At 64.5% G+C, this 25,215-nt stretch carries 25 protein-coding genes and 1 pseudogene; 17 read left to right on the top strand and 9 right to left on the bottom strand.

Annotated elements, in window-relative coordinates; translation table 11 throughout:
• Positions 1–11 precede the first annotated feature (11 nt).
• Together phaZ (JF290_RS01240) and JF290_RS01235 are read left to right on the top strand one after the other, a co-directional pair.
• On the top strand, positions 12–1,301 hold the full coding sequence (gene phaZ, locus JF290_RS01240; RefSeq protein WP_199022909.1) for a polyhydroxyalkanoate depolymerase: 1,290 nt from the start codon (positions 12–14) through the stop codon (positions 1,299–1,301).
• Positions 1,302–1,313: 12 nt separating this feature from the next.
• Positions 1,314–1,892: a DUF6151 family protein gene (locus JF290_RS01235; RefSeq protein ID WP_199022908.1), complete on the top strand. Its 579-nt coding sequence runs from the start codon at positions 1,314–1,316 to the stop codon at positions 1,890–1,892.
• Here the strand turns inward: JF290_RS01235 and JF290_RS01230 are convergent.
• Positions 1,883–2,533 (bottom strand): hypothetical protein, encoded by a 651-nt coding sequence (locus JF290_RS01230; protein ID WP_199023223.1) that lies wholly within the window; start codon positions 2,531–2,533, stop codon positions 1,883–1,885. The genes JF290_RS01235 and JF290_RS01230 overlap by 10 nt on opposite strands.
• A gap of 17 nt (positions 2,534–2,550) precedes the next feature.
• A complete protein-coding gene (locus tag JF290_RS01225; protein ID WP_199022906.1) occupies positions 2,551–3,303 on the bottom strand; it encodes an alpha/beta hydrolase in 753 nt (250 codons plus the stop codon).
• A 223-nt stretch (positions 3,304–3,526) separates the two neighbouring features.
• Between JF290_RS01225 and thrS the strand changes: the two genes are divergently transcribed.
• The 5 genes from thrS (at position 3,527) to JF290_RS01200 (ending at position 8,242) form a co-directional block, all read left to right on the top strand.
• A complete protein-coding gene (gene thrS / locus JF290_RS01220; RefSeq protein WP_199022905.1) occupies positions 3,527–5,506 on the top strand; it encodes a threonine--tRNA ligase in 1,980 nt (659 codons plus the stop codon).
• A 202-nt stretch (positions 5,507–5,708) separates the two neighbouring features.
• Entirely contained in the window at positions 5,709–6,011 is a 303-nt protein-coding gene (locus tag JF290_RS01215) for a BufA1 family periplasmic bufferin-type metallophore (protein ID WP_199022904.1), read from the top strand.
• Positions 6,012–6,080: 69 nt separating this feature from the next.
• A complete protein-coding gene (gene bufB, locus JF290_RS01210) occupies positions 6,081–6,938 on the top strand; it encodes an MNIO family bufferin maturase (protein WP_199022903.1) in 858 nt (285 codons plus the stop codon).
• Entirely contained in the window at positions 6,935–7,690 is a 756-nt protein-coding gene (locus JF290_RS01205) for an HvfC/BufC N-terminal domain-containing protein (protein WP_199022902.1), read from the top strand. The genes bufB and JF290_RS01205 overlap by 4 nt, the downstream gene beginning before the upstream one ends.
• 3 nt (positions 7,691–7,693) lie before the next feature.
• A complete protein-coding gene (locus JF290_RS01200; protein ID WP_199022900.1) occupies positions 7,694–8,242 on the top strand; it encodes a DoxX family protein in 549 nt (182 codons plus the stop codon).
• 17 nt (positions 8,243–8,259) lie between these two features.
• Here JF290_RS01200 and JF290_RS01195 read toward each other — a convergent pair.
• Positions 8,260–8,574 (bottom strand): annotated as a pseudogene (locus tag JF290_RS01195) (ArsC/Spx/MgsR family protein); the annotation flags it as partial.
• A 211-nt stretch (positions 8,575–8,785) separates the two neighbouring features.
• Between JF290_RS01195 and JF290_RS01190 the strand changes: the two are divergent.
• From JF290_RS01190 to JF290_RS01165, 6 genes are all read left to right on the top strand, one after another.
• Positions 8,786–8,992 (top strand): cold-shock protein, encoded by a 207-nt coding sequence (locus tag JF290_RS01190; protein ID WP_199022898.1) that lies wholly within the window; start codon positions 8,786–8,788, stop codon positions 8,990–8,992.
• A 491-nt stretch (positions 8,993–9,483) separates the two neighbouring features.
• Positions 9,484–9,951 carry a MaoC family dehydratase gene (locus JF290_RS01185; protein WP_199022896.1) on the top strand — a complete coding sequence of 156 codons (468 nt, stop codon included), beginning with the start codon at positions 9,484–9,486 and terminating at the stop codon, positions 9,949–9,951.
• Between the two features lie 13 nt (positions 9,952–9,964).
• Positions 9,965–11,608 (top strand): PHA/PHB synthase family protein, encoded by a 1,644-nt coding sequence (locus tag JF290_RS01180; RefSeq protein WP_199022894.1) that lies wholly within the window; start codon positions 9,965–9,967, stop codon positions 11,606–11,608.
• Positions 11,609–11,610: 2 nt separating this feature from the next.
• The gene (gene phaZ / locus JF290_RS01175; RefSeq protein WP_199022892.1) at positions 11,611–12,426 is read left to right on the top strand and encodes a poly(3-hydroxyalkanoate) depolymerase; all 816 of its coding nucleotides are present in this window, start codon (positions 11,611–11,613) and stop codon (positions 12,424–12,426) included.
• 9 nt (positions 12,427–12,435) lie between these two features.
• A complete protein-coding gene (locus JF290_RS01170) occupies positions 12,436–13,689 on the top strand; it encodes a DUF445 domain-containing protein (protein WP_199022890.1) in 1,254 nt (417 codons plus the stop codon).
• A 106-nt stretch (positions 13,690–13,795) separates the two neighbouring features.
• The gene (locus JF290_RS01165; RefSeq protein ID WP_199022888.1) at positions 13,796–14,218 is read left to right on the top strand and encodes a phasin family protein; all 423 of its coding nucleotides are present in this window, start codon (positions 13,796–13,798) and stop codon (positions 14,216–14,218) included.
• Positions 14,219–14,315: 97 nt separating this feature from the next.
• Here JF290_RS01165 and bchO read toward each other — a convergent pair whose 3' ends face one another.
• The 4 genes from bchO to crtA are packed head-to-tail and all read right to left on the bottom strand — an operon-like array spanning position 14,316 to position 18,574.
• Positions 14,316–15,188, bottom strand: a complete 873-nt coding sequence (gene bchO, locus JF290_RS01160; RefSeq protein ID WP_199022887.1) for an alpha/beta fold hydrolase BchO — start codon at positions 15,186–15,188, stop codon at positions 14,316–14,318.
• 1 nt (position 15,189) lies between these two features.
• On the bottom strand, positions 15,190–16,875 hold the full coding sequence (locus JF290_RS01155; protein ID WP_199022885.1) for a magnesium chelatase subunit D: 1,686 nt from the start codon (positions 16,873–16,875) through the stop codon (positions 15,190–15,192).
• A complete protein-coding gene (bchI, locus tag JF290_RS01150) occupies positions 16,872–17,876 on the bottom strand; it encodes a magnesium chelatase ATPase subunit I (protein WP_199022883.1) in 1,005 nt (334 codons plus the stop codon). Before bchI ends, JF290_RS01155 begins: the two co-directional genes overlap by 4 nt.
• The gene (gene crtA / locus JF290_RS01145; protein ID WP_425503904.1) at positions 17,873–18,574 is read right to left on the bottom strand and encodes a spheroidene monooxygenase; all 702 of its coding nucleotides are present in this window, start codon (positions 18,572–18,574) and stop codon (positions 17,873–17,875) included. Before crtA ends, bchI begins: the two co-directional genes overlap by 4 nt.
• 142 nt (positions 18,575–18,716) lie before the next feature.
• On the opposite strand from crtA, the gene JF290_RS01140 reads away from it, so the two are divergent.
• From JF290_RS01140 to tspO, 3 genes are read left to right on the top strand one after another with little or no spacing between them, the layout of a single operon-like run.
• Positions 18,717–20,270, top strand: a complete 1,554-nt coding sequence (locus tag JF290_RS01140; RefSeq protein WP_199022881.1) for a phytoene desaturase — start codon at positions 18,717–18,719, stop codon at positions 20,268–20,270.
• Positions 20,267–21,304 (top strand): 15-cis-phytoene synthase, encoded by a 1,038-nt coding sequence (gene crtB, locus JF290_RS01135; RefSeq protein WP_199022879.1) that lies wholly within the window; start codon positions 20,267–20,269, stop codon positions 21,302–21,304. The genes JF290_RS01140 and crtB overlap by 4 nt, the downstream gene beginning before the upstream one ends.
• Positions 21,305–21,313: 9 nt before the next feature.
• Positions 21,314–21,787 (top strand): tryptophan-rich sensory protein TspO, encoded by a 474-nt coding sequence (gene tspO / locus JF290_RS01130; protein ID WP_199022877.1) that lies wholly within the window; start codon positions 21,314–21,316, stop codon positions 21,785–21,787.
• Here tspO and crtC read toward each other — a convergent pair.
• Positions 21,784–22,656, bottom strand: coding sequence for a carotenoid 1,2-hydratase (gene crtC, locus JF290_RS01125; RefSeq protein WP_328701190.1), 873 nt, complete (start codon positions 22,654–22,656; stop codon positions 21,784–21,786). The genes tspO and crtC overlap by 4 nt on opposite strands.
• Positions 22,623–24,209 (bottom strand): 1-hydroxycarotenoid 3,4-desaturase CrtD, encoded by a 1,587-nt coding sequence (gene crtD / locus JF290_RS01120; RefSeq protein WP_199022875.1) that lies wholly within the window; start codon positions 24,207–24,209, stop codon positions 22,623–22,625. The genes crtC and crtD overlap by 34 nt, the downstream gene beginning before the upstream one ends.
• 86 nt (positions 24,210–24,295) lie before the next feature.
• Between crtD and JF290_RS01115 the strand changes: the two genes are divergently transcribed.
• Positions 24,296–25,165, top strand: a complete 870-nt coding sequence (locus JF290_RS01115) for a polyprenyl synthetase family protein (RefSeq protein ID WP_199022873.1) — start codon at positions 24,296–24,298, stop codon at positions 25,163–25,165.
• Positions 25,166–25,215 lie beyond the last annotated feature (50 nt).

The following is a 25,215-nucleotide window of genomic DNA, read 5'->3' as shown; positions in this document are numbered from 1 at the left end:
GTCCCTGAACTATGCGCTACATGATGACCTACGACCTGATGGAAACGGCGCGCAACACCAACCAATGGATGGGCGCTTCGGCGCTTGCCATCGCATCCTATCCGATCTTCAGCATGATTCCAAACCCTGCGCTCAGCTGGATGGCTGCATGGGGTGAGGTGACGGAGCGCACGTTCCAGCGCATGACGGTAAAGCCCGACTGGGGTATCCGCACCTTTACCTGCGAAGACGGCAAGGACCATCTCGTCAAGATCGAAACCGTGGTCGAGAAACCCTTTGGTGACCTGATCCACTTCGCCGTGCCGGGGCGCGACACCAAGCCCCGCAAGGTGCTGGTGGTCGCCCCCATGTCCGGCCACTATGCGACGCTGCTGCGCAGCACCGTGAAGTCGCTCCTCGTGGATTGTGAAGTCTACATCACCGATTGGCATAACGCCCGCGACATCCCCGTGTCAGCGGGCAAGTTCGATATCGAGGACTACACGCTCTACCTCGTCGACTTCATGCGCGAGATGGGACCGGATACCCATGTGATCGCAGTCTGCCAGCCGGCACCCCTGACTTTGGCCGCCACCGCTTATCTGGCCGAGCAGGACCCGGATGCGCAGCCTCGCTCGCTCACGCTGATCGGCGGCCCGGTCGACCCGGACGCCACGCCGACCGAAGTGACGGATTTCGGGCGCCGCGTCACGATGGGCCAGCTCGAGGAAACCATGATCCAGCGGGTCGGTTTCAAGTATCCCGGCGTCGGACGCATGGTGTATCCGGGGTTGCTGCAGCTTGCCTCATTCATGTCGATGAACGCAGAGCGCCACACAAAGGCGTTTCAGGACCAGATCGCCCGCGTCTCGCGTGGCGAGGCTTCCGATCACGACGCACACAACCGCTTCTACGACGAGTATCTCGCCGTGATGGACATGCCGGCCGAGTTCTACCTCTCCACGGTCGAGCGAGTCTTCAAGGAACGCGAGATCGCCCGCAATGCGTTCGTGGTGGATGGCCACAAGGTCGATATCGGCAAGATCACCAGCGTCGCGGTCAAGACGGTCGAAGGCGCCAAGGACGACATCTCGGCCCCCGGTCAGTGCATCGCGGCACTGGATCTATGCACCGGCCTGCCCGACAGCAAGAAGGCCAGCCACGTTGAGCCTGGCGCCGGTCACTACGGCATTTTCGCGGGCAAGTCCTGGAGACGCAACATTCGCCCGCTGGTTCTGGACTTTATCGACGCCAACAGCGGCGGTTCTGGCAGCGGCAGCGCGAAAAAGCCGGCCAACAAGAACGTCGCGGCGGCAGAATAGGGAAAGCGGGCGATGTCGCAACCCAAGGACATCGCCTTTTCCTGCAACTGCGGCCAGGTGCAGGGCACACTGGCCGCCGACGCCGCCAGGTCCGGCACGCATCTGCTCTGCCATTGCCGCGATTGCCGCGTGGCCCTTCTCCATCTTGAACAGCCCGACCCGGCGCCGGACGGCGTCGGGCTGTTTCAAACCACGCCCGACCAGGTTCACTTCGACGCGGGCGCTGATCGACTGGCGGCGTTCCGCCTTGGCCCCAAAGGGCCGTTTCGGTGGTATGCAACATGTTGCAAGGCGCCGCTTTTCATCACCCTGTCGCGCCCCAACATGCCGTTTTCCAGCATCCTCGTTGACCGTGTGAAAGATCGCGACGCGCTGGGTCCGGTCCGCGCACAGGCTTTCATACAGGTGCCGGGCGGCACGGCGAAACACAAAGGCGCAGCCGCGATGGTCTGGCGGCTCGCCAGGAACATGGGTGCGGCCCGGTTGTCGGGACGGTGGAAGCAAACCCCGTTCTTCGACCCCCAGACCGGAACGCCGTCAGGCCCTGTCCATGTGCTGACGAAAGCGGAGCGCGACGCGCTCTATCCCTGAGGCATCCGCGTCCAGTTGCCGGGTGCGACAGGCAGATCGATTCCGCGAAACGGCGGAAAATCCACATAGAGCGCGGCCCGGTCTTCACGCGAGAGACCCGGCGCCTCACCAGCCGCGAGCAATCGTCCGCGCGGCGCGATATAGCTGTCGATCCGCCGTGACGGGACCGGCCGCCACGCGATATTGACCGCGCAGAGCTTGGGAAAGAACCAGACCTCGGAAAACGGCACGTGGTCATAGAGCCACCACGCAAGGTCACGCCAATCGCGGCCGCGCTCGTATTGATCGGCGAACCAAGGGATCACGACCGAGGCGCCCGCGATCCGGTCGTTCTCTTCACCACGGTCCCAGATGTGGCATTCCAGAGGATGATCGTTGCGGGCACAGTTCAATCCGTGTTCGTTGCCAAAGCGGTTCAATTCCGGCGAGCGGTATCCCGACCGCACCGCGATACGGCCGAACGTCTCCTCAAGCGGATCGAGCAGGGTCTGGCACAATGCGCGTCCGGTCTCGATGGCGAGGTCGGGTTTTTCCGGCAGGTTTTGTACCCGATGGAAATTGCCGATCTCGGAATAGAGGAAATCGCGCATGAAGAAATGCCGTGACAACCTCACGCGCCCAAGGGCCTCGAGGCTCCACATGCTGGCCGGGCGGCGCATCAGTCGATCGCCGCAAGAACGTCCGTGATCGCTTCTTCGATCAAATCGAGGCAGGCATCATCGGAAAACCGGTGATCCGCATCCTTGACCAGGGTCAGGCGCATGTCCGGCCCGGTCGCATGTTCAAGCAGACGCAGGGCGGTGTCGGTCGACACGGCGGTGTCGGCGGTGCCCTGCAAGAACCGGCTGGGGAAGGGAAGATGCAGCGGATCACGCAGGACCAGATGGCGCCTTCCGTCCTCGATCATCCGTTTGCTGATGATGTAGGGTTCCATGTAGTCGGACGGCAGTTCCACATGGCCCACGGTCTTCAGCGCGTGTTTCTGTGCATCGGTGAAGCTGGCCCAATATCCGTCCTCGGTGAAGTCGGGCGCGGCGGCGATGGTCACGAGCCCCGCGATCCGCTCGGGCACCGCGCGTGCCAGCAGCAAGGCCTGCCATCCGCCCATCGAGGAACCGACGACCAGCAGCGGGCCATCGGTCAGGACCGACACGGCGGCACGCGTGTCCTCCGCCCAGTCGCCGATGCATCCATCGGTGAACGTGCCGCTGCTTTCCCCATGTCCGGAATAATCGAAACGCAGGAAGGCACGCCCCTGCCCTTTTGCCCAGCATTCGAGGTGGACGGCCTTGGTGCCCTCCATGTCCGATTTCAGCCCTCCCAGGAACACGATGCACGGCCCCGTCCCGGGCGTCAGGTGATAGGCGATCCGGCGTGCTTGCGGGGTCTCGAGGAACGTCTCTGTGGGCATGTGGGTCTCCTTCCAGACCCTCGATCATGCACGGCTTCCGCCTGACTTCAATCGGGATTCCCTGCCGGGTGACAAGAGCGGTGTGCGGATTAAACTTTGCCGTCCCAGTGCGTGTTCTGCGCGTTTTCCTTGGTTGACTCGCCCTGTACACGGGGTCAAAACGCGACAACATATAACCCGCAACCGGGCGTTCAGTGGGCGCCAAACCGACGAGGAGGCCGACATGGCTCAGATCACCCTCACCCTTCCCGATGGCAATGCACGATCCTACGACGCGGGTGTCACCGCGGCCGAGGTCGCTGCAGACATCTCGACCTCGCTCGCCAAGAAGGCGATCAGCGCCACGGTCGGCGGTCGTCATTGGGATCTGGCCTGGCCGATCGACAGTGACGCCAGCATCGCCATTCACACCATGAAGGACGAGGCGCAGGCCAACGAGCTGGTGCGCCATGATCTGGCTCATATCATGGCCCGCGCCGTGCAGGAAATCTGGCCCGCCACCAAGGTCACCATCGGACCCGTCATCGAAAACGGCTGGTACTACGATTTCGACCGCGCAGAGCCGTTCACGCCCGAAGACCTGGGCCTGATCGAAAAGAAGATGAAGGAGATCATCAACAAGCGCGATCCGGTGACCACCGAGGTCTGGGACCGCGACCGGGCAATCAAGTTCTACGAGGCCAACAACGAACCCTACAAGGTCGAGCTGATCGAGGCGATTCCGGGCGACGAGCCGCTGCGCATGTATTGGCACGGGCACTGGCAGGACCTGTGCCGCGGGCCGCACCTGCAACACACCGGGCAGGTTCCGGGCGACGCGTTCAAGCTGATGAGCATCGCCGGCGCCTATTGGCGTGGTGACAGCGACCGCGCGATGCTGCAGCGTATCTACGGCGTCGCCTTCACCAGCAAGGAAAAGCTGAAGGCCCACCTGCACATGCTGGAAGAGGCTGCCAAACGGGACCACCGCAAGCTGGGCCGCGAGATGGATCTGTTTCACATGCAGGAAGAAGCGCCGGGTCAGGTGTTCTGGCACCCGAACGGCTGGACGATCTACACCCAATTGCAGGACTACATGCGCCGCAAGCAGCGCGCCGGCGGCTATCACGAGATCAACACGCCGCAGGTCGTGGACCGCAAGCTTTGGGAAAAATCCGGCCACTGGGACAAGTATCAGCATCACATGTTCATCGTCGAAGTCGACGAGAGCCGGGATGGGGAACACGATGATGCCAGCGCCAAGAACCGCGCCGAAACGCGGATCAACGCGCTCAAGCCGATGAACTGCCCCTGTCACGTGCAGGTCTTCAACCAGGGCCTGAAAAGCTATCGCGACCTGCCCTTGCGGCTGGCCGAATTCGGCTCCTGCGCGCGGTTCGAACCGTCCGGTGCCCTGCACGGCATCATGCGGGTGCGCGGGTTCACCCAGGACGACGCGCATATCTTCTGCACCGAGGATCAGATTCAGGAGGAGTGTGCGCGCTTCATCGACTTCCTCGCTGGCGTCTATCGCGAACTTGGCTTTCCGGAATTCGAAATCCGTTTTGCCACCCGGCCCGAAAAGCGCGTCGGCTCTGACGAAAGCTGGGACCATGTCGAAGGGGCGCTGGAAAACGCGATCAAGGCGGTTGGGCGCGACTACGTGCTGGAGCCGGGCGATGGCGCGTTCTACGGCCCCAAGCTCGACTTCTACCTGACCGATGCGATCGGGCGGGTCTGGCAATGCGGCACCTTCCAGGTGGACCCCAACCTGCCGGAGCGGCTCGGCGCCAGCTATATCGGCGCGGATGGCGACAAGCATCGCCCCTATATGCTGCACCGCGCCTGCCTCGGCTCGTTCGAACGCTTCATCGGAATTCTCATCGAGAACTGGGAGGGCAAGCTGCCGTTCTGGCTGGCCCCTCGACAGGTGGTCGTGGCCTCGATCACCTCCGAAGCGGATGACTACGTGCACGAGGTCGTCGCCGAGCTTCAGGCCGCCGGCGTGCGCGCCGAGGCCGACATCCGGAACGAGAAGATCAACTACAAGGTCCGCGAACACTCCGTCGGCAAGGTTCCGGTGATCCTCGCCGTGGGCGCGCGCGAGGTCGAGGAACGGACCGTATCGGTTCGCCGGCTTGGCGAGAAGCAGACCAGTGTCCAGCCGCTGGCGGATGTTGCACAGGCGCTCGGACGCGAGGCGACACCGCCGGACCAGTTGTAACACAAGCGCCCGGCCGCGGCTCCGCGGCCCGGGCCGGTTTGAAACATTCCCGGTCGATTCGCCCGGTTTGCCAAGGCTCGGGCGGTGTGAAACGTCACGGTCATTGACGGGACCGTGAGACACGGGCTCGTGACTTCACGGCCTTGCCTGGTGTCAATACGCTGGCAGCATCGCAATTTTCGAAACAGACCGGGAGACCCTCATGTCCACCACCGTCAAGACCATCGCCGTCGCCGGAGCCGTCGCCGCCGCGATGGCGGCCACCAGCAGCAGTGTCAGCGCCCAATCCAAGGAAAAGTGCTATGGCGTGTCCCTGGCCGGCCAGAACGACTGCGCCGCCGGCCCCGGCACCACCTGCGCGGGCACGTCGACCGTCGACTACCAGGGCAACGCCTGGACGCTGGTCGATGCCGGAACCTGCGAAAGCATGGACTTGCCGGCGATGGCCGACGGCACCGAGCGCAAGGGCTCTCTGAGCGCGCTCGAGCGGGACCTCCCCGCATAAGCGATCAACAGACCGGGCCGGGGACTATCCCCCCGCCCGGCAACCCCTTTCACGACTGTCGGGCCCGTCATGCTGGATGTCACAAGCCGCAAGGACACACTGCCACCGGCACCGGGCGTCGGATACAAGCCGCAACACTTTGCAGATATCGGCCGCGATCGAGGCCCAGTATGCTGGCTGGAGATCCACGCTGAGAACTACATGGGCGATGGCGGCCGACCGCTCGCCCAACTGCGAAGCCTGTCGGAGCGTTTTCCGATTTCGGTGCACGGTGTCGGCTTGTCCATTGGCGGCGAGAGCCCGCTTGACGAGGCGCATCTTGACCGTCTCGCGCATCTGGTGGGTTGGCTGAAGCCTGCGAGCTTTTCCGAACATCTGGCGTGGTCGACCCATGGCGGCGCGTTTTTCAACGATCTGCTCCCCCTGCCCTACACGGCGGACACGCTCAACAGGGTCGCCGCGCATATCGACCAGGTTCAGGAGCGACTGGGCCGACGCATGCTCCTTGAAAACCCGTCGAGCTATCTGGCCTTCGACACCAGCACCTGGAGTGAAACCGACTTCCTTGCGGAGCTCTGCCGGCGGACCGGCTGCGGCCTGCTTCTGGACGTGAACAACGTGTTCGTCTCGGCAACCAATCTCGGCACGTCGCCCCAGGCCTATATCGACGCCTACCCGCTGCACGAGGTTGGCGAGATTCACGTTGGCGGACACGACGAGGATGCCGACGATGCCGGCGCACCGCTTCTGATCGACAACCACGGAGCCCCGGTGATCGACCCGGTCTGGCGCCTACTCGATATCGTGCTGGAGCGGACCGGCCCCAAGCCTGTTCTGGTCGAGTGGGACAATGACGTGCCCGACTGGCCGGTGCTAGGTGCGGAAGCCGAACGCGCGCAGGCCGCGTTGAGCCGTGTGCAGGCATGACAGTGTCGCAAGCCCATTTTTGCGATGCGCTGCTGGATCCCGCACAGCCTGTCCCAGACGGGTTGACCGATGGCAACGGCCGTCCGACCACACGGCGTTTCAACGTCTATCGCAACAATGTCGTCGTCTCGCTGACGGACGCGTTGGCAACCGGATTCCCGGTAATCACGAGGGTTCTCGGACGCGAGAACATCAACGGTCTCGCCCGCCTCTACCTGTGCGACAACCCGCCCGACTCGCCGCTCATGATACGTTTCGGCAAGAATTTTCCCGACTTCCTTTCGAACCTGCCGCAACTGGCACATCTCGGATATCTCGGCGATGTCGCACGGCTGGAACTGGCGCTGCGCCGCTCGTATCATGCCGCCGACAGCGAGGCGATCGATCCCGCGACGCTGGGCAAGATGTCACCCGAACGCTTGATGGACTGCAGAGTGACCCTTGCGCCCGCTGCCAACGTGTTGCGGTCGAACTGGCCGATCCACGGCATCTGGCGCTTCAACACAGAGCAGAACGCGCCGAAACCTGTTCCGGTTGCGCAGGACGTTCTGATCACGCGGCCCGGGTTCGATCCGGTTCCGTACGCCTTGCCTCCGGGAGCCGCGACCTGGCTGGCCGCGTTGTGGCAGGGTGAGACGATCGGCGCGGCCTATGACCTCGCTCTGGACGACCATCCCCGGTTCGATCTCTCCGCGCCGCTGGCCCTGCTTCTTTCGGGCCAGGCGCTGATTTCCCTCACACCGAAAGACTGAACGATGACCAAGCTCGCCACGCTGCACAACGCCCTGTTCGACTGGCTGGACAGGCAATCGGGCTTTATCCTGCCGACGCTTGCCCGGTTCACCTTCGCGGCTGTGCTGCTGGTCTATTTCTGGAAATCCGCGGCCACCAAGCTGGGCGACGGGTTTTTCGGCATCCTGTTCCCGTCCGACGGTGCCTATGTTCAGATCTTCCCGCGCGCCATGGAAGCGGCCGGCTATGACAGCTCGCAACTCGGCGTGTTCCACTGGGCCGTCGCCCTTGCCGGAACATGGGCGGAATTCATCCTGCCGGCCCTGATCGTGATCGGTCTGCTGAGCCGCCTCGCGTCCATCGGGATGATCGGCTTCATCCTGATGCAATCGGCAACCGACGTCATCGGGCATGGCGCATCAGACCCCCAAACCCTTGGCGCGTGGTTTGACGGCCTGTCAGGCAGCCTGATCCTCGATCAACGTCTGCTGTGGATCACCGTGCTGCTCATCATCGTGGTCAAAGGGGCCGGCCCGCTCTCCGTCGACCGGATCATGGGCCGCCTGGCCTGATCCGTCGTGGCTCTGTCGACGTTGAGGGCGCTCCTGACCTCGGCGGTCCAGCCAAGAAACAGCTGCCCGTCGTGCGACTCGATAAGCGGTCGTTTCATCAGCGTCGGATGTTTCTTCAGCAGATCCAGGGGCGGTTCCGCGCGCTCGTTCTGATCAAGGCCCCGCCATGTGGTTGACCGCGTGTTGAGCAAAGCGTCGCCAAATTGATCGAGCGCGGAAACGAGCAACTCTTCCGGCACGCCGTCGCTGCGCACATCGATGAACCGTGCATCTGGCAGAGATTTCAACGCCTTGCGGCAGGTATCGCAGTTTTTCAATCCAAAAAGACGCATTTCCACCCTCCAAATTCTCCTGCGGGATATCCGCCTGTTGACGGATTTGCAGCCCCTTTTTCTTGATTTTTGCTGCGGGCGTGCAATTTTAAAGTTCAGTACATGCTTGGAATCTGCACCCGAATGCGTTGGCAGGATGCTGGTCCGGGGGTCGTGCTGTCGTGTGTCCCGCGATGTCGGGATGAAGATAAATTAGAAGGAGACACGGGACATGCCGACTGGCACCGTGAAATGGTTCAATACGACGAAAGGGTACGGCTTCATCGCGCCCGATGCCGGGGGCAAGGACGTGTTCGTGCACATCTCTGCCGTCGAGCGCTCGGGTCTGACGGGCCTGGCCGACAACCAGAAGGTCAATTACGACCTCGAAGAGGGCCGGGACGGCCGCGAAATGGCCGCCAACCTCAAACCCCTCTAGCTGCCCCATTTCAGCGCCCCGTCTGCCTACGGGGCGCGCAGTATGCAGGACACGGTCAGAGCGGTGCGAACCGCGCAAGCTGATTCCGCGACTTCTTTCTGTTTTCGTACAGTGCCGGGCCCTGTGTGCGGGGCACGACACAAACGGTGTCGACAGACTTAGGTCTTGCTTTTCTGGACAAGCATGCCTCCGACTCGGCCGCCGTGCATCCCACAGACCGATACCGCCCCAACCCCGATCGAATGACGCTTTGTATGGAACGTGGCGTCATATTCAGACGACACCGTCCGGAACGTGACGTTCGACACTCCCATCTTCACGTTTAGGGCATGGTGCGACGCTTCCGTCCTGTTAAACTTGCCACGATTTGATGAAAGACCCAGCATATCCGGGGTCCGGCGATCAAGAAGGGTACAATTCCGCAAAGACCTCTCGCAGAATATGCCCCCTGGAACGCTGCCCGGACCAACCAAGACGGAGGAGCGCCCGGAATGGCACAGCCTGACAACTATTCGACCAAGACTCTCGCAGAGTGCATTGGCCACGACTTCGGCGAGTCCGATCCGGTCGTCGTGGATCAGCAGATGATCAACGGCTTTGCCGACGTGACCGGAGATCACCAGTGGATTCATGTGGATGTCGAAAAAGCCACCAAGCACAGCCCCTTCGGCGGTCCGATCGCGCACGGCTTCCTGACGCTGTCGTTGCTTGCGGCCGCGGCAGAAAGTGCCGAAGTGGCCCCGAAGGATGCCAAGGCGATGCTCAACTACGGCCTGAGCCAGGTACGCTTCCTCGCGCCGGTCCTGGCCGGATCGACCGTGCGTGCGCGCTACAAGCTGGTCGGAGTGGACGACAAGGGCGGCGGCAACCAGCTGATGCGGCTCGAGGCCACGCTGCAGGCCGACGGGGCCGAAAAGCCTGCCGTGGTCGCGGAACTGCTGGCCATGGTCGTAGGATAGGAGGAGCAGGACGATGCCGAAGAAAACCATAGAGACTTCTGTTGACCTCGCGAAAGCCATGGGCGAGTTCTACTCCGCCTCGCTGAGGCAACCCGACAAGCTCTTCTCAGCCTATTTCGACGCGGTGCAGGACACCTTTGCCAGCCTCACCGGCGGGTCCCAGACCCAGCCCGAACGTGGCGACAAGCGCTTCAACGACCCGATCTGGACGTCGAATCCGGCGTACAAGTCGCTGATGCAATCCTACCTGACCTGGTCACGTGGCCTGACCGAATGGGTCGATTCCCTGGACATGGATCAGCGCACCAAGCTGCGGGTGAACCTTTTGACGTCGATCCTCACCGACAGCGTCGCGCCGACCAACATGCTGATGGGCAACCCCGCCGCGATGAAGACGACGCTGGAGACCGGCGGGCAGAACCTCGTATCCGGCGCCAAGCACCTGATCGAGGACATGGTCAACAATGGCGGCCTGCCCTCGATGGTGGACAAATCCAAGTTCAAGGTCGGCGAGAATCTCGGCACCAGCGAAGGCCAGGTGATCTATCGCGAGGACATCCTCGAACTGATCCAGTACAAGCCGAAAACCGAAAAGGTGTTCAAACGCCCGGTTTTCATCATCCCGCCCCAGATCAACAAGTTCTATATCTGGGATCTCGCGCCTGGCCGGTCGGCCGTGGAGTTCCTGCTCGAGCAAGGCCACCAGGTCTTTATCGTCAGTTGGCGCAACCCGGGGGAAGAACACTCTGACTGGGCCATGGACGATTACCTCCTGGCGCTCGATCGCGCCTCGGAAGTCGCCTGCGAGATCACCAAGTCCAAAGATCTCAACTTTGTCGGGGCCTGTTCCGGCGGAATCACAGCAGCGCTGCTCATGGCCTACTGGGCCGCCAAGGGCATCAAGCGGGCGAACTCGTTCTCGCTGCTGGTGGCAATCCTGAACGTCGAAGGCGCAAAGGACACCACCATGGGTCTGTTCGCCAATTTCGAGACGCTGGAACTGGCCCGGCTCTTCTCACGCTCCAAAGGCGTGCTGCCGGGCAAGGACCTGCAGAAGGCCTTTGCCTGGTTGCGGCCCAACGACCTGATCTGGTCCTACTGGGTCAACAACTACCTGCTGGGCAACGAGCCGCCCGCCTTCGACATCCTGTTCTGGAATGCCGACACCACGAACCTGCCCGCGGCCCTTCATGGCGACATGATTTCGCTGCTGGAAAAGGGCGGTGCACGCGAAGGGGCCGACATTTCGGTGCTGGACACCAAGGTGGATCTGAAAAAGGTCGAATGCGACAAGTTCGTCGTCGGTGGCACCACCGACCACATCACCCCGTGGGAAGGCTGCTATCTGTCGATGCAGGCCTTCGGTGGCGACAACGAGTTCGTTCTCAGCCAATCGGGCCACATCCAGGCGATCATCAACCCGCCGGGCAACCCCAAGGCGCGTTTCATGACCAACAAGGGCGATCATGCGAGCTCGGAAGCCTATCTGAAGGGGGCCGAAACCAACGAGGGCAGCTGGTGGCTCTACTGGGCCAAATGGCTCGAAGAACGCGCTGGAACTCAGGTGAAAGCTCCGGAACAACTGGGGTCGGAGAAGCATGTGCCGTTGGCCGATTCTCCGGGCACATATGTGCGTGAAATCGTCCAGGGGACCTGACTTTGAACATCGAAACCCGCATCATTTCCGTGATGGGCCAGGATTGGAACGTCGCGGTCGCAGGGCCGAAAGATGCCGACCGCACGCTGCTGCTGTGCAACGGCATCGGGGCCAGCGTTGAAACCATCGCGCCGTTCGTGAACCACTTCAAGCGGACGCGGCTGATCGGCTTTGACGTGCCGGGTGTCGGCAAATCGCCGACCCCGTTCTCGCCCTACCGGTTCACCAACCTCACACGGATGCTGAACAAGATTCTCGACGAGCTCGGGGTGGGCAAGGTCGACGTGTTCGGCGTCTCCTGGGGCGGTGCGCTGGCACAGCAATTCGCCTTCGATTTCCAGGAGCGCTGTCACACGCTGACGCTCGCGGCGACGGCCGCGGGCATGATCATGGTGCCGGGTAACGTGAGCGTCCTGAGCAAGATGGCGACCCCCAAACGCTATCAGGACCCGGACTACATGCTCAAGGTCGGGGCCGAGATTTACGGCGGCGAAGTCGCGTTCAACACCGAGCTGCTGAAGGATCACGCGATCGCGATGCGCGCGGGCGACAAGCGCGGCTATGTCTACCAGCTGCTGGCCGGGCTCGGCTGGACCAGCTACTTCTTCCTGGGTCAGATCAAGATCCCGACGCTGATCCTGATGGGTGAGGACGACCCGTTGGTGCCGCCCGTAAACGGACGCATCCTGGCGAAACGGCTACCCAACGCGACGCTCGAAAACGTGCCATGCGGCCACATGTTCGTGCTGACGCAGGCGGAAGTCGTGGCCGATCGGGTCGAGGCCTTCATCCATGAAGAATCGATGGTAGGCGCCTGATCTTCGAGCATGTCCGCGACAGATGAGCCATTCGACGGGGACAGGATCGCCGAAATCCGGAGCGTCCGCAGGGTCGCTACGGGTATTCTCTGTGCGCTCAGCGTCATCTTCTTCGCCAGTTTCGCCGTCAGCGACCCGCCCTACTGGCTGTTGCTGATCCGGGCCATGGCCGAGGCGGGCATGGTCGGCGGGCTGGCGGACTGGTTCGCCGTCGAGGCACTGTTTCGCCATCCTCTGAAACTGCCGATCCCCCACACTGCCCTACTGCCAAAGAACCAGAAACGCGCGGCCGGCAACATCGCGCGGTTCATCGACGAGTATTTTCTCGTGCCGGACCAGTTGCTGGCACAGGTCCGCAAGATCAATCCCGCAGGCCTGCTGTTCGGCTGGCTCTCCAAGCCCGACAATGCCGGGGTCGTGGCGCGCGAGCTGTCGAACCTCCTGCAACTGATCCTGAAGTATCAACTCCAACGCGGACTGGGGCCCGAAGGCAACCGCTTCGTGCGCGAGATGGTCCTGACCTCGGTCAACCCCAAAGGCCTGTCTCGCAACCTCTCGACACTGCTCAAGGACGCCGTGCACAGCCGGTTGCTCGATGACATCCTGCTGGAAGTGCGAAACGTACTGGACCAGAATCGCGGCAAGGTCACCGAAATCGTTCAGGATAGAAGCCGCTGGTGGATCGCGAGCTCGGTCGACAAGCAGTTCGTACGGCTCCTGGTCGACGGGCTCCTGTCAATCATCGACGAGCTTTCAGACGGCAAATCAAAACTGCGCGCCGAGTTCGACAGCTCGGTCGTGCACCTCATCGACGATCTGCACAAATCGGGGCATATCTCCAGCTACATCGAAGAGGGACGCCGGAAATACGCCGACTCACCCGAGTTCGAAACCACGGTCGATGCCATCGTCGGCGCGATCCTCGGCCGTGCCGAACGCACGCTCGAAGACGATCCGCAGCGCGTGGCCGGCATGATCGCAGGTGCGATCACGGAATTCGCAGACACCGTGCGCAAGTCACCCGAGCTTGAAGCCCAACTGAACGGCCGCCTGCTGGACGCCATGACGAGCGTTCTCGACAATATCCGCCCGGCGATCGTGGACTACATCAGCAAGGTGATCGAGGAGTGGGACAGCGAAGAACTGGTCGAGCGTATGGAGAACGAGGTCGGCCGCGACCTGCAATTCATCCGCATCAACGGGGCCGTTCTGGGGGCGTTCGTGGGCGGAGCTCTGTTCGTTCTGACATCGGCATTTCACTGAGAAAAAACGGCTTTTCCGCAATGACGCTGCGTCGCAGCATTTCTATGTTGCATTGCAGCATTTCGACTCCTAAGTATGGCTCAGAGACATCAAAAGGAGAAATCCAATGAGCACGAAGACCACCAAATCCACTGCCTCGACCAAGACCGAAGCAACCGCCGCCGCAGAAGAAGCCGCCAAGGCGACCTTTTCGACCGCAGCCGACGCCGGCAAGGCCGTGACCGGACTCGTCAGCGCCTACTTCACCTCGGGCCGCAAGGCGATTGAAGGCATCATCGAAGTCGACAAGGCGCTGCTTGGATATGCCAAGGACGCTGTTGACGGATACGTCAACCTCGGCAAGGAAACCTTCCAGGCGAAGTGCCTGAATGACGTGCTCGACCTGCACGCCGCGCACGCACATGCCCGTATCGAGGCAACCGCTGCAAACGCACGCGAAGTCGTCGAACTGACCAAGGACAAGGCGAAAGAAGCCTATGCTCCGATGAAAGAAGTCATCGACACCTATCGTCCGGGCAAAGCGGCCTGATCGAAGCCGAGATAGCTCGCTTTCTAGAGCGCCGGGGGTCTGCCTCCGGCGTTTTTTTGTCCGAGCCTGCGCATAAACCAAGCCGCCCCGATGGCGATCATTCAGACGCGCGCAAGAACCCGAGAATTTCGTTCACCGCGCGTTCGGGGGCTTCCTCGTGCATCAGGTGCCCCAGACCCGTCCAGGTCCGGACCTCTGCATTGGGCATCCGCGCCGCCGCCCTGTCCGAAGTGCGTGGTGGCACCGCCTTGTCCCGATCCCCGGTCAAAAACAGGGTCGGCGCGACCGTGGTCTGAAGCTCCTCCAGCAGCGACTCAAGCGACCATTGCGACATCATCCGCAGCGTCGCATCGACGTGGTCGCGATCCGCGATCAACCGGGCATAGAGGGCGATCCCCACGTCATCGAGATACGAGCCGGTGTTCTCGATCAATGCGCGGGCGCGGGTTTCGTGGCTGCCGCCCATCGTGAAGAGTCGCGCCGCCATCGGTGTCGTGGCGAGAAACTTGGCAAGCAGCGGAAACAGCCAGCCGGCCAGACCATCGAAAGCTTCGAGCGCAGCGTTGAACCCGATGACACGCGGCGGGGCACCCCCAGCATCGCGCAACCGGTGTGACAGGCGCAGGGCCAGCGCGGCCCCGGCCGAATGCCCCACCAAAGCCGCGGGTCGCCACCCCTGGTCCTCGCACAGCGCAAGCAGGTCCTCCGCCATCGTATCAAGCCCGTTGCGCCCGGTCGCGCCCATCCGCGTGAACCCCTGCCCCGGCAGATCGACCGCCGCCACATGGTGGATCTCCGCCAGCCGGGGCAGCACGTCACGCCAGCTGTGAGTCGATGCGCCCGCGCCATGGAGGAGCAGGATCATCGGCCCGGAGCCCGCATCCTGAACATGCCAGCGATGCGGGCGCACTTGAACGCGGCGGGACAGTTCCGACAGCGGCCATGTCGGCAGATCCCGCTCCCAGTTCATCTCAGGGCGCCAGCGCGGCGCCGACCGCCTCGCTCATGCGGCGGGCATCGGCGCGGGGCAGCGGCACATACCGGGCCTGCATCGCTTGGGACAGTGTCTTGAGCGGCGGGTGCGGCCTGTTGCCGATATCGAGTACCACGCCGCCGATCCGCCGCGCTCCGATCAGGCTTGCGATCTGCTCGGCCTCGCCTTGCGCACGCGGCCGGTCCGCCGCGCCCGAGAGAGTGATGTTGGCACGCCCGTCCGTCAGCAGAAGGATCGACGGCGTCAAACCCTGACGCTCCGAATGCTCCGCCAGTTGCACCGCTGCCTGCAGCCCGGTGGCCAGTGGCGTGCCACCGCCGCCGGGCAGGGCCGCAAGGCGGCGCTTGGTCTGAACAAGCGAGCGGGTCGGCGGCAACAGCAGATCGGCGCCGTCTCCGCGAAACCCGATCAGCGCCACGTGGTCGCGCTGAGCATAGGATTGCGCCAGCAGCAGCTCGACCGCGCCCTTGGCTTCCGACAGACGCGACACGGCGGCCGACCCCGAGGCATCGACCACGAAGATCAGCAGGCGGTCGCTCTTGTCCTGATAGCGTTTCACGCGGATGTCGGAGGGGAAGATGATGATCCGACCCGCTTGCGGCATCGACTTGCGCCGAATGGTTTGCCACGGGGCGCAGGCCTGCAAGGTGGCGACGAGGTCGACCCGGCTGCGCCCATTCAGCCGTCCGGGTCGCGGTGGCAGAGGACGACCGCGCCGGTTGCCCTTGCGCAGACGGCCCGCCCCCGAGCCTCCGGCCGCCGTGTTGTGCCCAGGTGTCGCGAGACCGGTCAACAGACCATCAGGCAGCAGCGCGCGCACCGCTTCGATCAGGATATCGCGCGGCAGGTCCCCCGGATCGCGCGCCGTCGCATCTTCGGTGTCGGGGCGTGGATTGGGCTGATCCGGTGCGTCTTGCGGCTCGGGCGGCGCAGGAAGGCGCGTTGCGCGGGCGGGAAAGACCAGTTCGGCGCCGGCCCGCAAGTCGCCTTCCTCGAGACGGTCCCGGCCCACCAGTGCCGCATGGGCGCGCGCCGCGCGCATCGCCAGCATCGGCGCGCGCATGGTGTCGATCCCGAAACGGGCCGCGAGCGCGACCAGGGTCCGCACGTCTTCCCCTGATGCTGCGATCCGGCGATAGCGCGACCGCGCGCTGGCGAGGTCAGGCACCGCGTCCTCTTGCGCTTCGGCAAGGGCCACATCCGAGAGATCGACATGAAAGGCCAGCCGCTCGCAAATCGCTCCGGGCGGTCTTTCGTCCTCGTCGGCACCTTCATCCAGCAGGATCATCGCCCGCGCACCGCTGTCGAGCAGACGCGCAAAACGGGCGGCCAGGCCGGGACCGCAGCGTTCGGCCATGGCAAGCATCAGCACGCCGCTGCGACCGGCCAGCCCCTCGCTCCTTATGTACCTGCCCTGCGCCAGGGTCCGGCCCAGATCGAGCCCGCCAAAGAGCGCGTCATCGCCGATCTGGGGATGTACCCGCAGCAGAGGCATGGGTAATCGCGCCATGCGGCGAAGAAACAGGTCGCGCACAGGTCCGGCGCGTGCCCGCACCGTCATGCCTCCCAGCCCGACCGGATCAATGGCGAGCAGATCGAGCGCGAGACCGGCACGGGACCAGACAGGTTGGTGCTCGTCGCGCTCTGTCCCGGTTTCCGTCACGTCAGAACGTCCTCGACCACGCGGGCGACCCGCGCTTGCGAGCCCGCCTCGTCCAGCGGGTCGCGGCGCAGCCGGTGGCTGAGTGCCATGGCGGCCACGCTGCGCAGATGATCGCGCGACAGCGTCGTGTCGCCCTCATAGGCGGCGAGCGCGCGCCCTGCGCGCAGCAACGTCAACTCACCTCGCAGCCCGTCAGCACCAAGCGCGACGCAGAGACGGGCACAATCCCTCAGAACGGACTTGGGCCGTTTGATCGCACCGAGGGTCGCGCGGGCCTGTCCGATGCGGTCCCGGATCGAACGATCCTCGCGTCCCCATTTCTTCAGGAACCGATCCGGGTCGGTCTCGAACGCGTCGCGTCGCTCGATCACGGCCACGCGCTCCTCGATATCGTCGGGCGAGCGCACCTCGACCGACAGACCGAACCGGTCCAGCAGTTGGGGACGCAGTTCGCCCTCTTCGGGATTGCCCGAACCGACCAGCACGAAGCGGGCCGGGTGGCGGATCGACAGCCCCTCCCGTTCCACCACGTTCTCGCCCGACTGCGCCACGTCCAGCAACAGATCGACGATGTGATCCTCCAGCAGATTGACTTCGTCGATATAAAGATAACCCCGGTTGGCCTGTGCCAGCAGGCCGGGCTGAAACGCCTTCTCGCCCTGCGTCAACGCGCGTTCGATGTCGAGCGCGCCGGTTACCCTGTCCTCGGTCACGCCCAACGGCAGGTCGATCACCGGGGTTGGGCGCTCCTCGGTCTCAAACTCCGTCAGCCCGGCCCAGTCCGGGCACTCTTCGACGCTGGCTGCGTTCACCGGGCACCCCCGGACGGCGGTGATCGGCGGCAGCAGGGCGGCAAGCGCGCGCACGGCAGTCGATTTGCCGGTGCCCCGGTCTCCGAACACGAGGACGCCGCCGAGTCGCGGGTCGATCGCCGTGAGAATCATCGCGCGTTTCATCTCTTCCTGGCCGACGATGGCCGAGAACGGGAAGGCCGGTGTCATGTCGTCTCCATCTTCGTGGCAATCGGACGCGCGCCGCTCCAGCTTCCGTGCTGATCGATGATGCGAAACCTGGCATAGAGTTCTTCGCTGAACCACTTTCCCTCGCGCACGGCACGAATGGCGCGGGCATGCGGGCCGTCCTGGCGCGCAAATCCCGCCATGCTGTCCGCGTCGGGCCAGATCGAGAACGTCACCTGGTGCAGGAGCGGAACCTCGCCGATGCCGATCTTGAACAGCACGTTCGGGTCTGCCCCGATTACGCGGCTGATGTCCGGCACGCGTTTCCAGAACCGCATCGCGACGGCGGGTTTGATCGTGGCACGGGTCAGCGCGGCGATCGGGCCCGCACCGCCGTCGTGAGCCGACGCGCGAAACGGCTCTTTGCCCGACCATTGGCCACGGCTGGACAGCGCACTCAGGACCAGCGTCCAGTGTTCGCTAGAACGCGAGCGGTAGCGTGCAAAGACAGAAGCCTGCGCCAGCGCGCTGCGCGCGACATCCAGATCGGTCCAGGCACAAAGAATGGCGTAAACTCCGGTGTTGGGTTTCGGAGTAAATCCTTCATCGCTCCCCGACCCGCAGAGCTTCCAGAACTCGAGCCCCGCGATGCGCGCCAGCGACAACCGCGCCGCGCCCATCATCGCAAGCGCCCAGACTCTGTTCGCAACCCCGTCGAACCGGAAAAAGCTGATTGTCACCGTCTGAATGACATTGCCCCCGAATATCCGCGCCGGCAGCTGCCGTTGCGATCCTGTCAACCAAGTCTGACACGATTTCTCGAGGGTGGAAAGCGTCAGAAGAAAGATTGTAAATTAAACTGGACAGTCTTACTGTGGTGAAATGATGACACGTGTTGATCCGACGTTGAAAGCTGCGCAGGACGCCCAGGCCCGCCCCCATGCAGTCGTCGTCGGCGCCGGACTCGGCGGCCTGGCCGCCGCGATGCGGCTCGGCGCGAAAGGCTACCGCGTCACCGTGATCGACAGGCTCGACAGCCTCGGAGGGCGCGGCTCATGCCTGCATCGCGACGGGCACCGGTTCGATCTCGGCCCGACCATCGTCACCGTACCGCAGGTGTTTCGCGAACTTTGGGCCGCCTGCGGGCGCGAGTTCGACAAAGATGTCGACCTGCGCCCGCTTACCCCGTTCTACGAGATTCGCTGGCCCGACGGCTCGCGCTTCACCGCACAGCAGGACACGGATGCCATGCGCGCCGAGGTGAGCCGCCTGTCGCCCGATGACGCCGCGGGCTACGATCGGTTCCTGCGGGACAGCGAGGCACGTTACGAATTCGGCTTCGAGGACCTGGGACGCCGGTCGATGCACCGCCTGGGTGATCTGCTGAAGGTGCTGCCGCGATTTGCCATGCTGCGGGCGGATCGGTCGGTACATGCCCATGCTGCCAAGCGGTTCCGTGATCCGCGCCTGCGCATGGCCTTCAGCTTTCACCCGCTCTTCATCGGCGGCGATCCGTTTCACGTGACCTCTATGTACATCCTCGTCAGCCACCTCGAAAAAGCCTTCGGCGTGCACTACGCCATCGGCGGCGTCGCCGCCATCGCGGACGCGATGGGGCGCGTGATCGAGTCCCAAGGCGGGCTGATGCGGCTTGGCTGCGAGGTCGACGAGATCCTGGTACGCGACGGGCGCGCGCAAGGGGTGAGATTGGCGACGAAAGAAACCGTCGAGGCCGATGTGGTGGTATCCAACGCCGATTCCGGCCACACCTATGACCACCTGCTGCGCAACCGGCCCCGCCGCCGCTGGACCACGCGCAAACTGAAGCGCACACGGTGGAGCATGAGCCTGTTCGTCTGGTATTTCGGCACACGCGGAACCGCGAATATGTGGGGCGACGTGGGGCATCACACGATCCTCAACGGGCCACGCTACAAGGGTCTGGTGCGTGACATCTTCATCAAGGGCCGGCTGGCCGAGGACATGAGCCTGTATGTCCACCGTCCCAGCCGCACCGATCCCGGTGTCGCGCCCGAGGGGGGCGACACATTCTATGCCCTCAGCCCTGTGCCGCACCTGGGCCACGACGATCCTGTCGACTGGGCCAGCGAGGGCGACACCTATCGCAAGCGCGTACAGGCGGTGCTGGAGGATCAGCTGCTGCCGGGTCTCGGCGCGCATCTGACCGCCTCCGAGGTCTTTACCCCCGACACGTTCCGCGACCGGTACCTCAGCCCCTACGGCACCGGCTTCTCGATCGAACCCCGCATCCTGCAGAGCGCCTGGTTCCGGCCCCACAACGTCAGCGAGGAGGCGAAAGGTCTTTATCTCGTCGGGGCCGGCACCCACCCCGGCGCCGGATTGCCCGGCGTGATCTCGAGCGCCGAGGTTCTGGGCAAACTGGTGCCCGACGCCGCCGCGGTGAATGCAAGATGATCGCGGCGGCGGACATGGACCACTGCCGCGAGGCGATCCGCCACGGCTCGCTTTCCTTTCACGCGGCCTCGCGCCTGTTGCCCGCGCGCGTGCGCGACCCGGCGTTGGCGCTCTATGCCTTTTGCCGGCTGGCGGATGACGAGGTCGATCTGAATGCCGAAAAGGCCAGCGCCGTATTGCGCCTGCGCGACCGGCTCGACCTGGCTTATGCCGGGCGGCCGCGCAACGCGGCACCGGACCGCGCCTTCACCGACCTCATTGCGGAGTATGACATGCCCCGCGCCCTTCCCGAAGCCTTGCTGGAGGGGCTGGCATGGGACGCGATGGAAAAGCGCTATGACAGCCTGTCCGATCTGGTGTCCTACTCGGCCCGGGTGGCGGCGTCGGTCGGGGCGATGATGTGCGTGCTGATGCGGGTGCGCGACCGAAACGCACTGGCACGCGCCTGCGACCTGGGTGTGGCCATGCAACTGACCAACATCGCGCGGGATGTCGGCGAGGATGCTGTCGAGAACCGGCTCTACCTACCGCTGGACTGGTTCGCCGACGCAGGGCGCGATCCGGACGCCTTCTTGGCAGATCCGGAACCCGATCCGGCGATCAGGGACATGGTCCGCCGGTTGCTGCGGTCGGCCTCCGACCTCTACGTCCGCTCCGAAGCCGGGGTGAAAGCGCTGCCGCTGGACTGCCGTCCGGGCATTCTTGCCGCCCGCTACATCTATGCCGGCATCGGCGGGCGGGTGCGTGCGAACGGGTTCGACAGCGTCTCGCACCGGGCCCGCACCGGCTTTGGTCAGAAGTTGGGCTGGCTTGGCCTCTCTGTCGCGCACAGCGTGACCACCTCGGCGATGCCGCAATCCGCCGTGCTATTCGCGCGCCCGCTGCCCGAGGTCGCCTTCCTTGTCGAGGCTGCCGCCGAACGCGTCCCCGCACTGCAGGACTGGAGTGAAACGCTCTATGCCGCGTTCGCGCAACTGGCGCAGCAGGAGCTAAGCCAGAAAAATCACCTTGGCGCGGGGCCGGGTTCCTCCTAGGTATCTCACATGTTCTGGATCCTGTTCACGATCTTCCTCGCTGCCTGTTTCGCCGCCGGGGCGACCGGCGCCCTGTTTCAGCCGGGCGACTGGTACAAGGCGCTCAACAAGCCGCGCTGGACTCCGCCCGACTGGCTGTTCCCGGTCGCCTGGACCACGCTCTACCTGTGCATCGCGACCGCAGGAGCACGCGCCGCACTGGCCGATGGAAACGGGATCGCAATGGCGCTCTGGGCGTTGCAGATCGCGCTCAATACCCTGTGGACACCAGTCTTTTTCGGACTGCACCGGATCAGGGCGGGCATGGCCGTTCTCTGCGCACTTTGGCTCGCCGTGGCAGCGACGATGGTCGCGCTGTTCCAGATCGACCTGATCGCAGGGCTGCTTTTCGTGCCCTACCTGGCCTGGGTCAGCGTCGCGGCAGCGCTGAACCTGGCGGTCTGGCGCCTGAACACAGATATCGCCCGCGCGGGCACGACCTAGTCGAACGCCCAGCCAGCGCGGCGCGGCACCCGCAGCGCCAGCATCGGCTTGATCAGGGGCGAGCGGAATCGCACGAGATCGAGCGCTTCGTGTATGCCCGTGGTCTCCTGACCCTCGATCCGGGTGCGCACCATCGAGCGGCTGTAGAAGGGCGCATCCAGCAAGTTCATCACCTGCTGGGGCAGGTATCCCGCATCCGCCCGCGTTTCGCGGCGCACCGCCCAGAGCGATCGGCGAAACCCGGTCTTTGGCGGCAGCGCCATCGGCTCTGCCGCGCCATCGGGGGAAAAGCGGAAGCCTTGCGCCAACCGGCTGCCATCGCGCCGCTCCACATCATAAAAGCAGGTCGCACCGTCTGCCGTGGGAAAACGGCCCCAGGTCCAGTGGCTGAAATCCTCTTCCAGCGCACGGGTGCCGAAATTGGCGTCGAAGTAGCCATGGCCGTCCCATTGCCAGCCCTCCGCCTCCAAGGCCACCTCGATCCCCGCCGTCGGCGCAAAGGGCCGCCAGACATGCGCCCCGTCCGCCGTCAGCGGCAGCTCCACACCGGTCAGTGCCGGCGGTGTGACCGTCACGGTGCCGCGGACACGGCCCGGAACCGGCGGCGCGCCACGCTCATCGATCTCGACCACCAATTGCCCGTTCTGCCAGCGCATCGTCGATGGACCAACGGTCAGCGCGTCGGCGGATTGCCGAAGGGCGCCACGCCCACGGTCAGTCATGGTGAAGCGGCCGCCGCGCCCGTAAGTGGCCACGTTGATGCAGCAATGATTGTCCGGGTCACGTCGCCCGGACCAGCGATACCAAGGCGAGAATACCGACCCGATGAACCCGATTATCGAGATGGCGCGGCGCTGATCGGTGCTGATCCCGTCGACATACCACCAGGCGTATCCGTTCGGAGGAACTTCGAGGTCAAACCGAGGTCTGCAATGATCGCCGCGGCCGCGTGCTTCCCGGAGAGCGCTGCCATCGGAACCCCTGCTCCCGGATGGGTCCCCCCGCCGGCCAGGTACAGGCCCGGTGTCCCGCTGCGCGCCCGAGGTCTGCGGAAGCTCGCCATCGCGCCATGCGGGCTCTGCCCGTAGAGGGATCCGGCGCTGCCCGGGAACATTCGCGCGAAGTCCGTCGGGGTGGTTAGCGCCTCCTCTCCCGGTCTCGGCGACAAGGTCAGGCCGAACCGGGCCAGCGTCTCGAAGGTCTGCATCCGACATGTCTGGAACTCCCGATGCGGCGGCCCGCCCTCGGTCAGGGGCGCGGCGTTGGCGATGATTTCGAAGCGCTCCTGAGCGCGCGGCGGTGGCGCACCCGGCTGCGCACGATCCTGTGCGCAAAGATAGAGCGTTTGGTCCGTTGGCATTTTTCCGGCGCGGAGCGCATCGAACTCGACCTGCGCATCAGCGGTGAAGAACACGTTGTGATGCGCAAGGTCCAGCCCGGATGCAGTCGCCGAAAAACTCCAGACACGCGCCGACAGGCTGCGCGGAGCGGTCGCCGTTTGCGTGGACGCAGGCGCGAGGCCCGGCCCGAGCTGACCAATCGCCAGCGCGCGCGGATCGCCGTTGAAGACAACCGCATCCGCCGCCAACATCGTGCCATCCTGCAGAACCACGCCCGTCACGCGCGCCCCCGTCCGCTCGATCCGTGCCACGTGGCAGCCAGGGCGGAAGGTCACACCATGTGCCAAGGCGAGACCGAGGATTGCCTCCGCCAGCTGATGCATCCCGCCTGCGACGGTCCAGACGCCGCGCGCCTCGGCCTGCCAGATCAGCGACAGCACGGCGGGCGAGCGGTCGGGCATCCCGCCGACATAGGTAGCGTACCGCCCGAACAGCTGCACGAGACGCGGATCCCGAAACCGGCGGGAGAGGATACGGTGCAAGTCGGAGAGCGGCGCCATCAGCGGAATCAGTCCGGGCTCAGCCAGAACTCGTCCCGCTAACGCCAGGACGGAGGGATCGGCGGCTTGCATCATCGGCGCATCGAACGCCTCGAAAAGCCGGCGCGTTGCGGCGCAGAACCGATCGAACGCCTTTGCCTCCACGTCTCCGGCAAAGTCTCTTACCGCGGCCCGGCTGCGTTCGGGATCGGCCCAGAGGTCGAGCCGGCTGCCATCCGGCCAGAAATGGCGCGCGGGGATCTCCTGCCGGGTCAGCGTCACATGATCATCGAGCCGTGCCCCTGCGCAGGCGAAGAGATCGTCAAACACCGAGCGAAGGGTCAGCACGGTCGGGCCGGCGTCGGCGGGACCGGCCGAGGTCGGCACCGCGCGCATCTTGCCCCCCGCATGGGCATGACGCTCCAGAAGCGTCACGTTGCACCCCGCCGCCGCAAGGCGCAGGGCGGCGGCGAGACCGCCCATGCCCGCACCGATAACGGTGATGCGAGGCGTCTTGGCGCCCTGAGAAGCTGCTGCTGCCATGATGCGATTGTTGACTCGCCATCGCGAAGTGTCCAGTATTGTTTACACTGAAACGTCACAGACTGATGACATCAAGGACTCCGCCGATGCCCCTGCCCTCCAGAATAGACGCCGCCGTGACGCGGGCGATCCGCTCGGCCCAGGGCGGAACGGCTCCGCGCGCACTGGCGGACGCACTGCACTATGCGACCAACCCGGGTGGAGCGCGGATCCGTCCGACCATCCTGCTCTCGGTGGCGCAGGCCTGCGGAGACGACCAGCCCGAATTGTCCGATGCGGCGGCGGCGGCGCTCGAACTGATCCACTGCGCCAGCCTCGTGCATGACGACCTGCCCTGTTTTGACGACGCCAACACACGGCGCGGCAAGCCCTCGGTGCATCGCGCTTATTCCGAACCGCTGGCGGTTCTGACCGGCGACAGCCTGATCATTCTCGCCTTCGAAACCCTTGCCCGCGCCGCCGTGCAGAACCCGGACCGGGCAGTCGAGCTGTTGCTGACTCTTTCCCGCCGCACCGGAATGCCCGATGGCATCTGTGCCGGCCAGGGCTGGGAGAGTGAACGCGTTGTCGATCTCGCCGCCTATCATCGCTCCAAGACCGGCGCCCTGTTCATAGCCGCAACCCAGATGGGCGCGGTGGCCGCCGGCCAGGAGGCCGAACCCTGGTACGAACTCGGCGCGCGGATCGGCGAGGCCTTCCAGGTGGCCGACGACCTGCGCGACGCGCTCTGCGATGCGCAGACGCTGGGCAAACCACCAGGTCAGGACGATCTCCATGGACGCCCCAACGCAGTGACCGAACTGGGCGTCGAGGGCGCGATCGAGCGACTCAAGAACATCCTCGGCGGCACCATCGCGTCGATCCCCTCCTGCCGGGGCGAGGCACAGCTGGCCCACATGGTGCGCAGCTATGCCGAACGTCTGACCCCGGTGACGCCCGCCCGTCATCGGGCGTAGGCAGTGGCGGACACGACTGCGCCCCCTCCCCGCCCGCCACGGCGGCCCCT

This window comes from Sedimentitalea arenosa, assembly GCF_016428585.1.
In the GTDB taxonomy this organism is placed as follows: domain Bacteria; phylum Pseudomonadota; class Alphaproteobacteria; order Rhodobacterales; family Rhodobacteraceae; genus Sedimentitalea; species Sedimentitalea arenosa.
The sequence above is the reverse complement of the archived record's forward strand: the minus strand, read 5'-3'. Positions and strand labels throughout refer to the sequence as shown.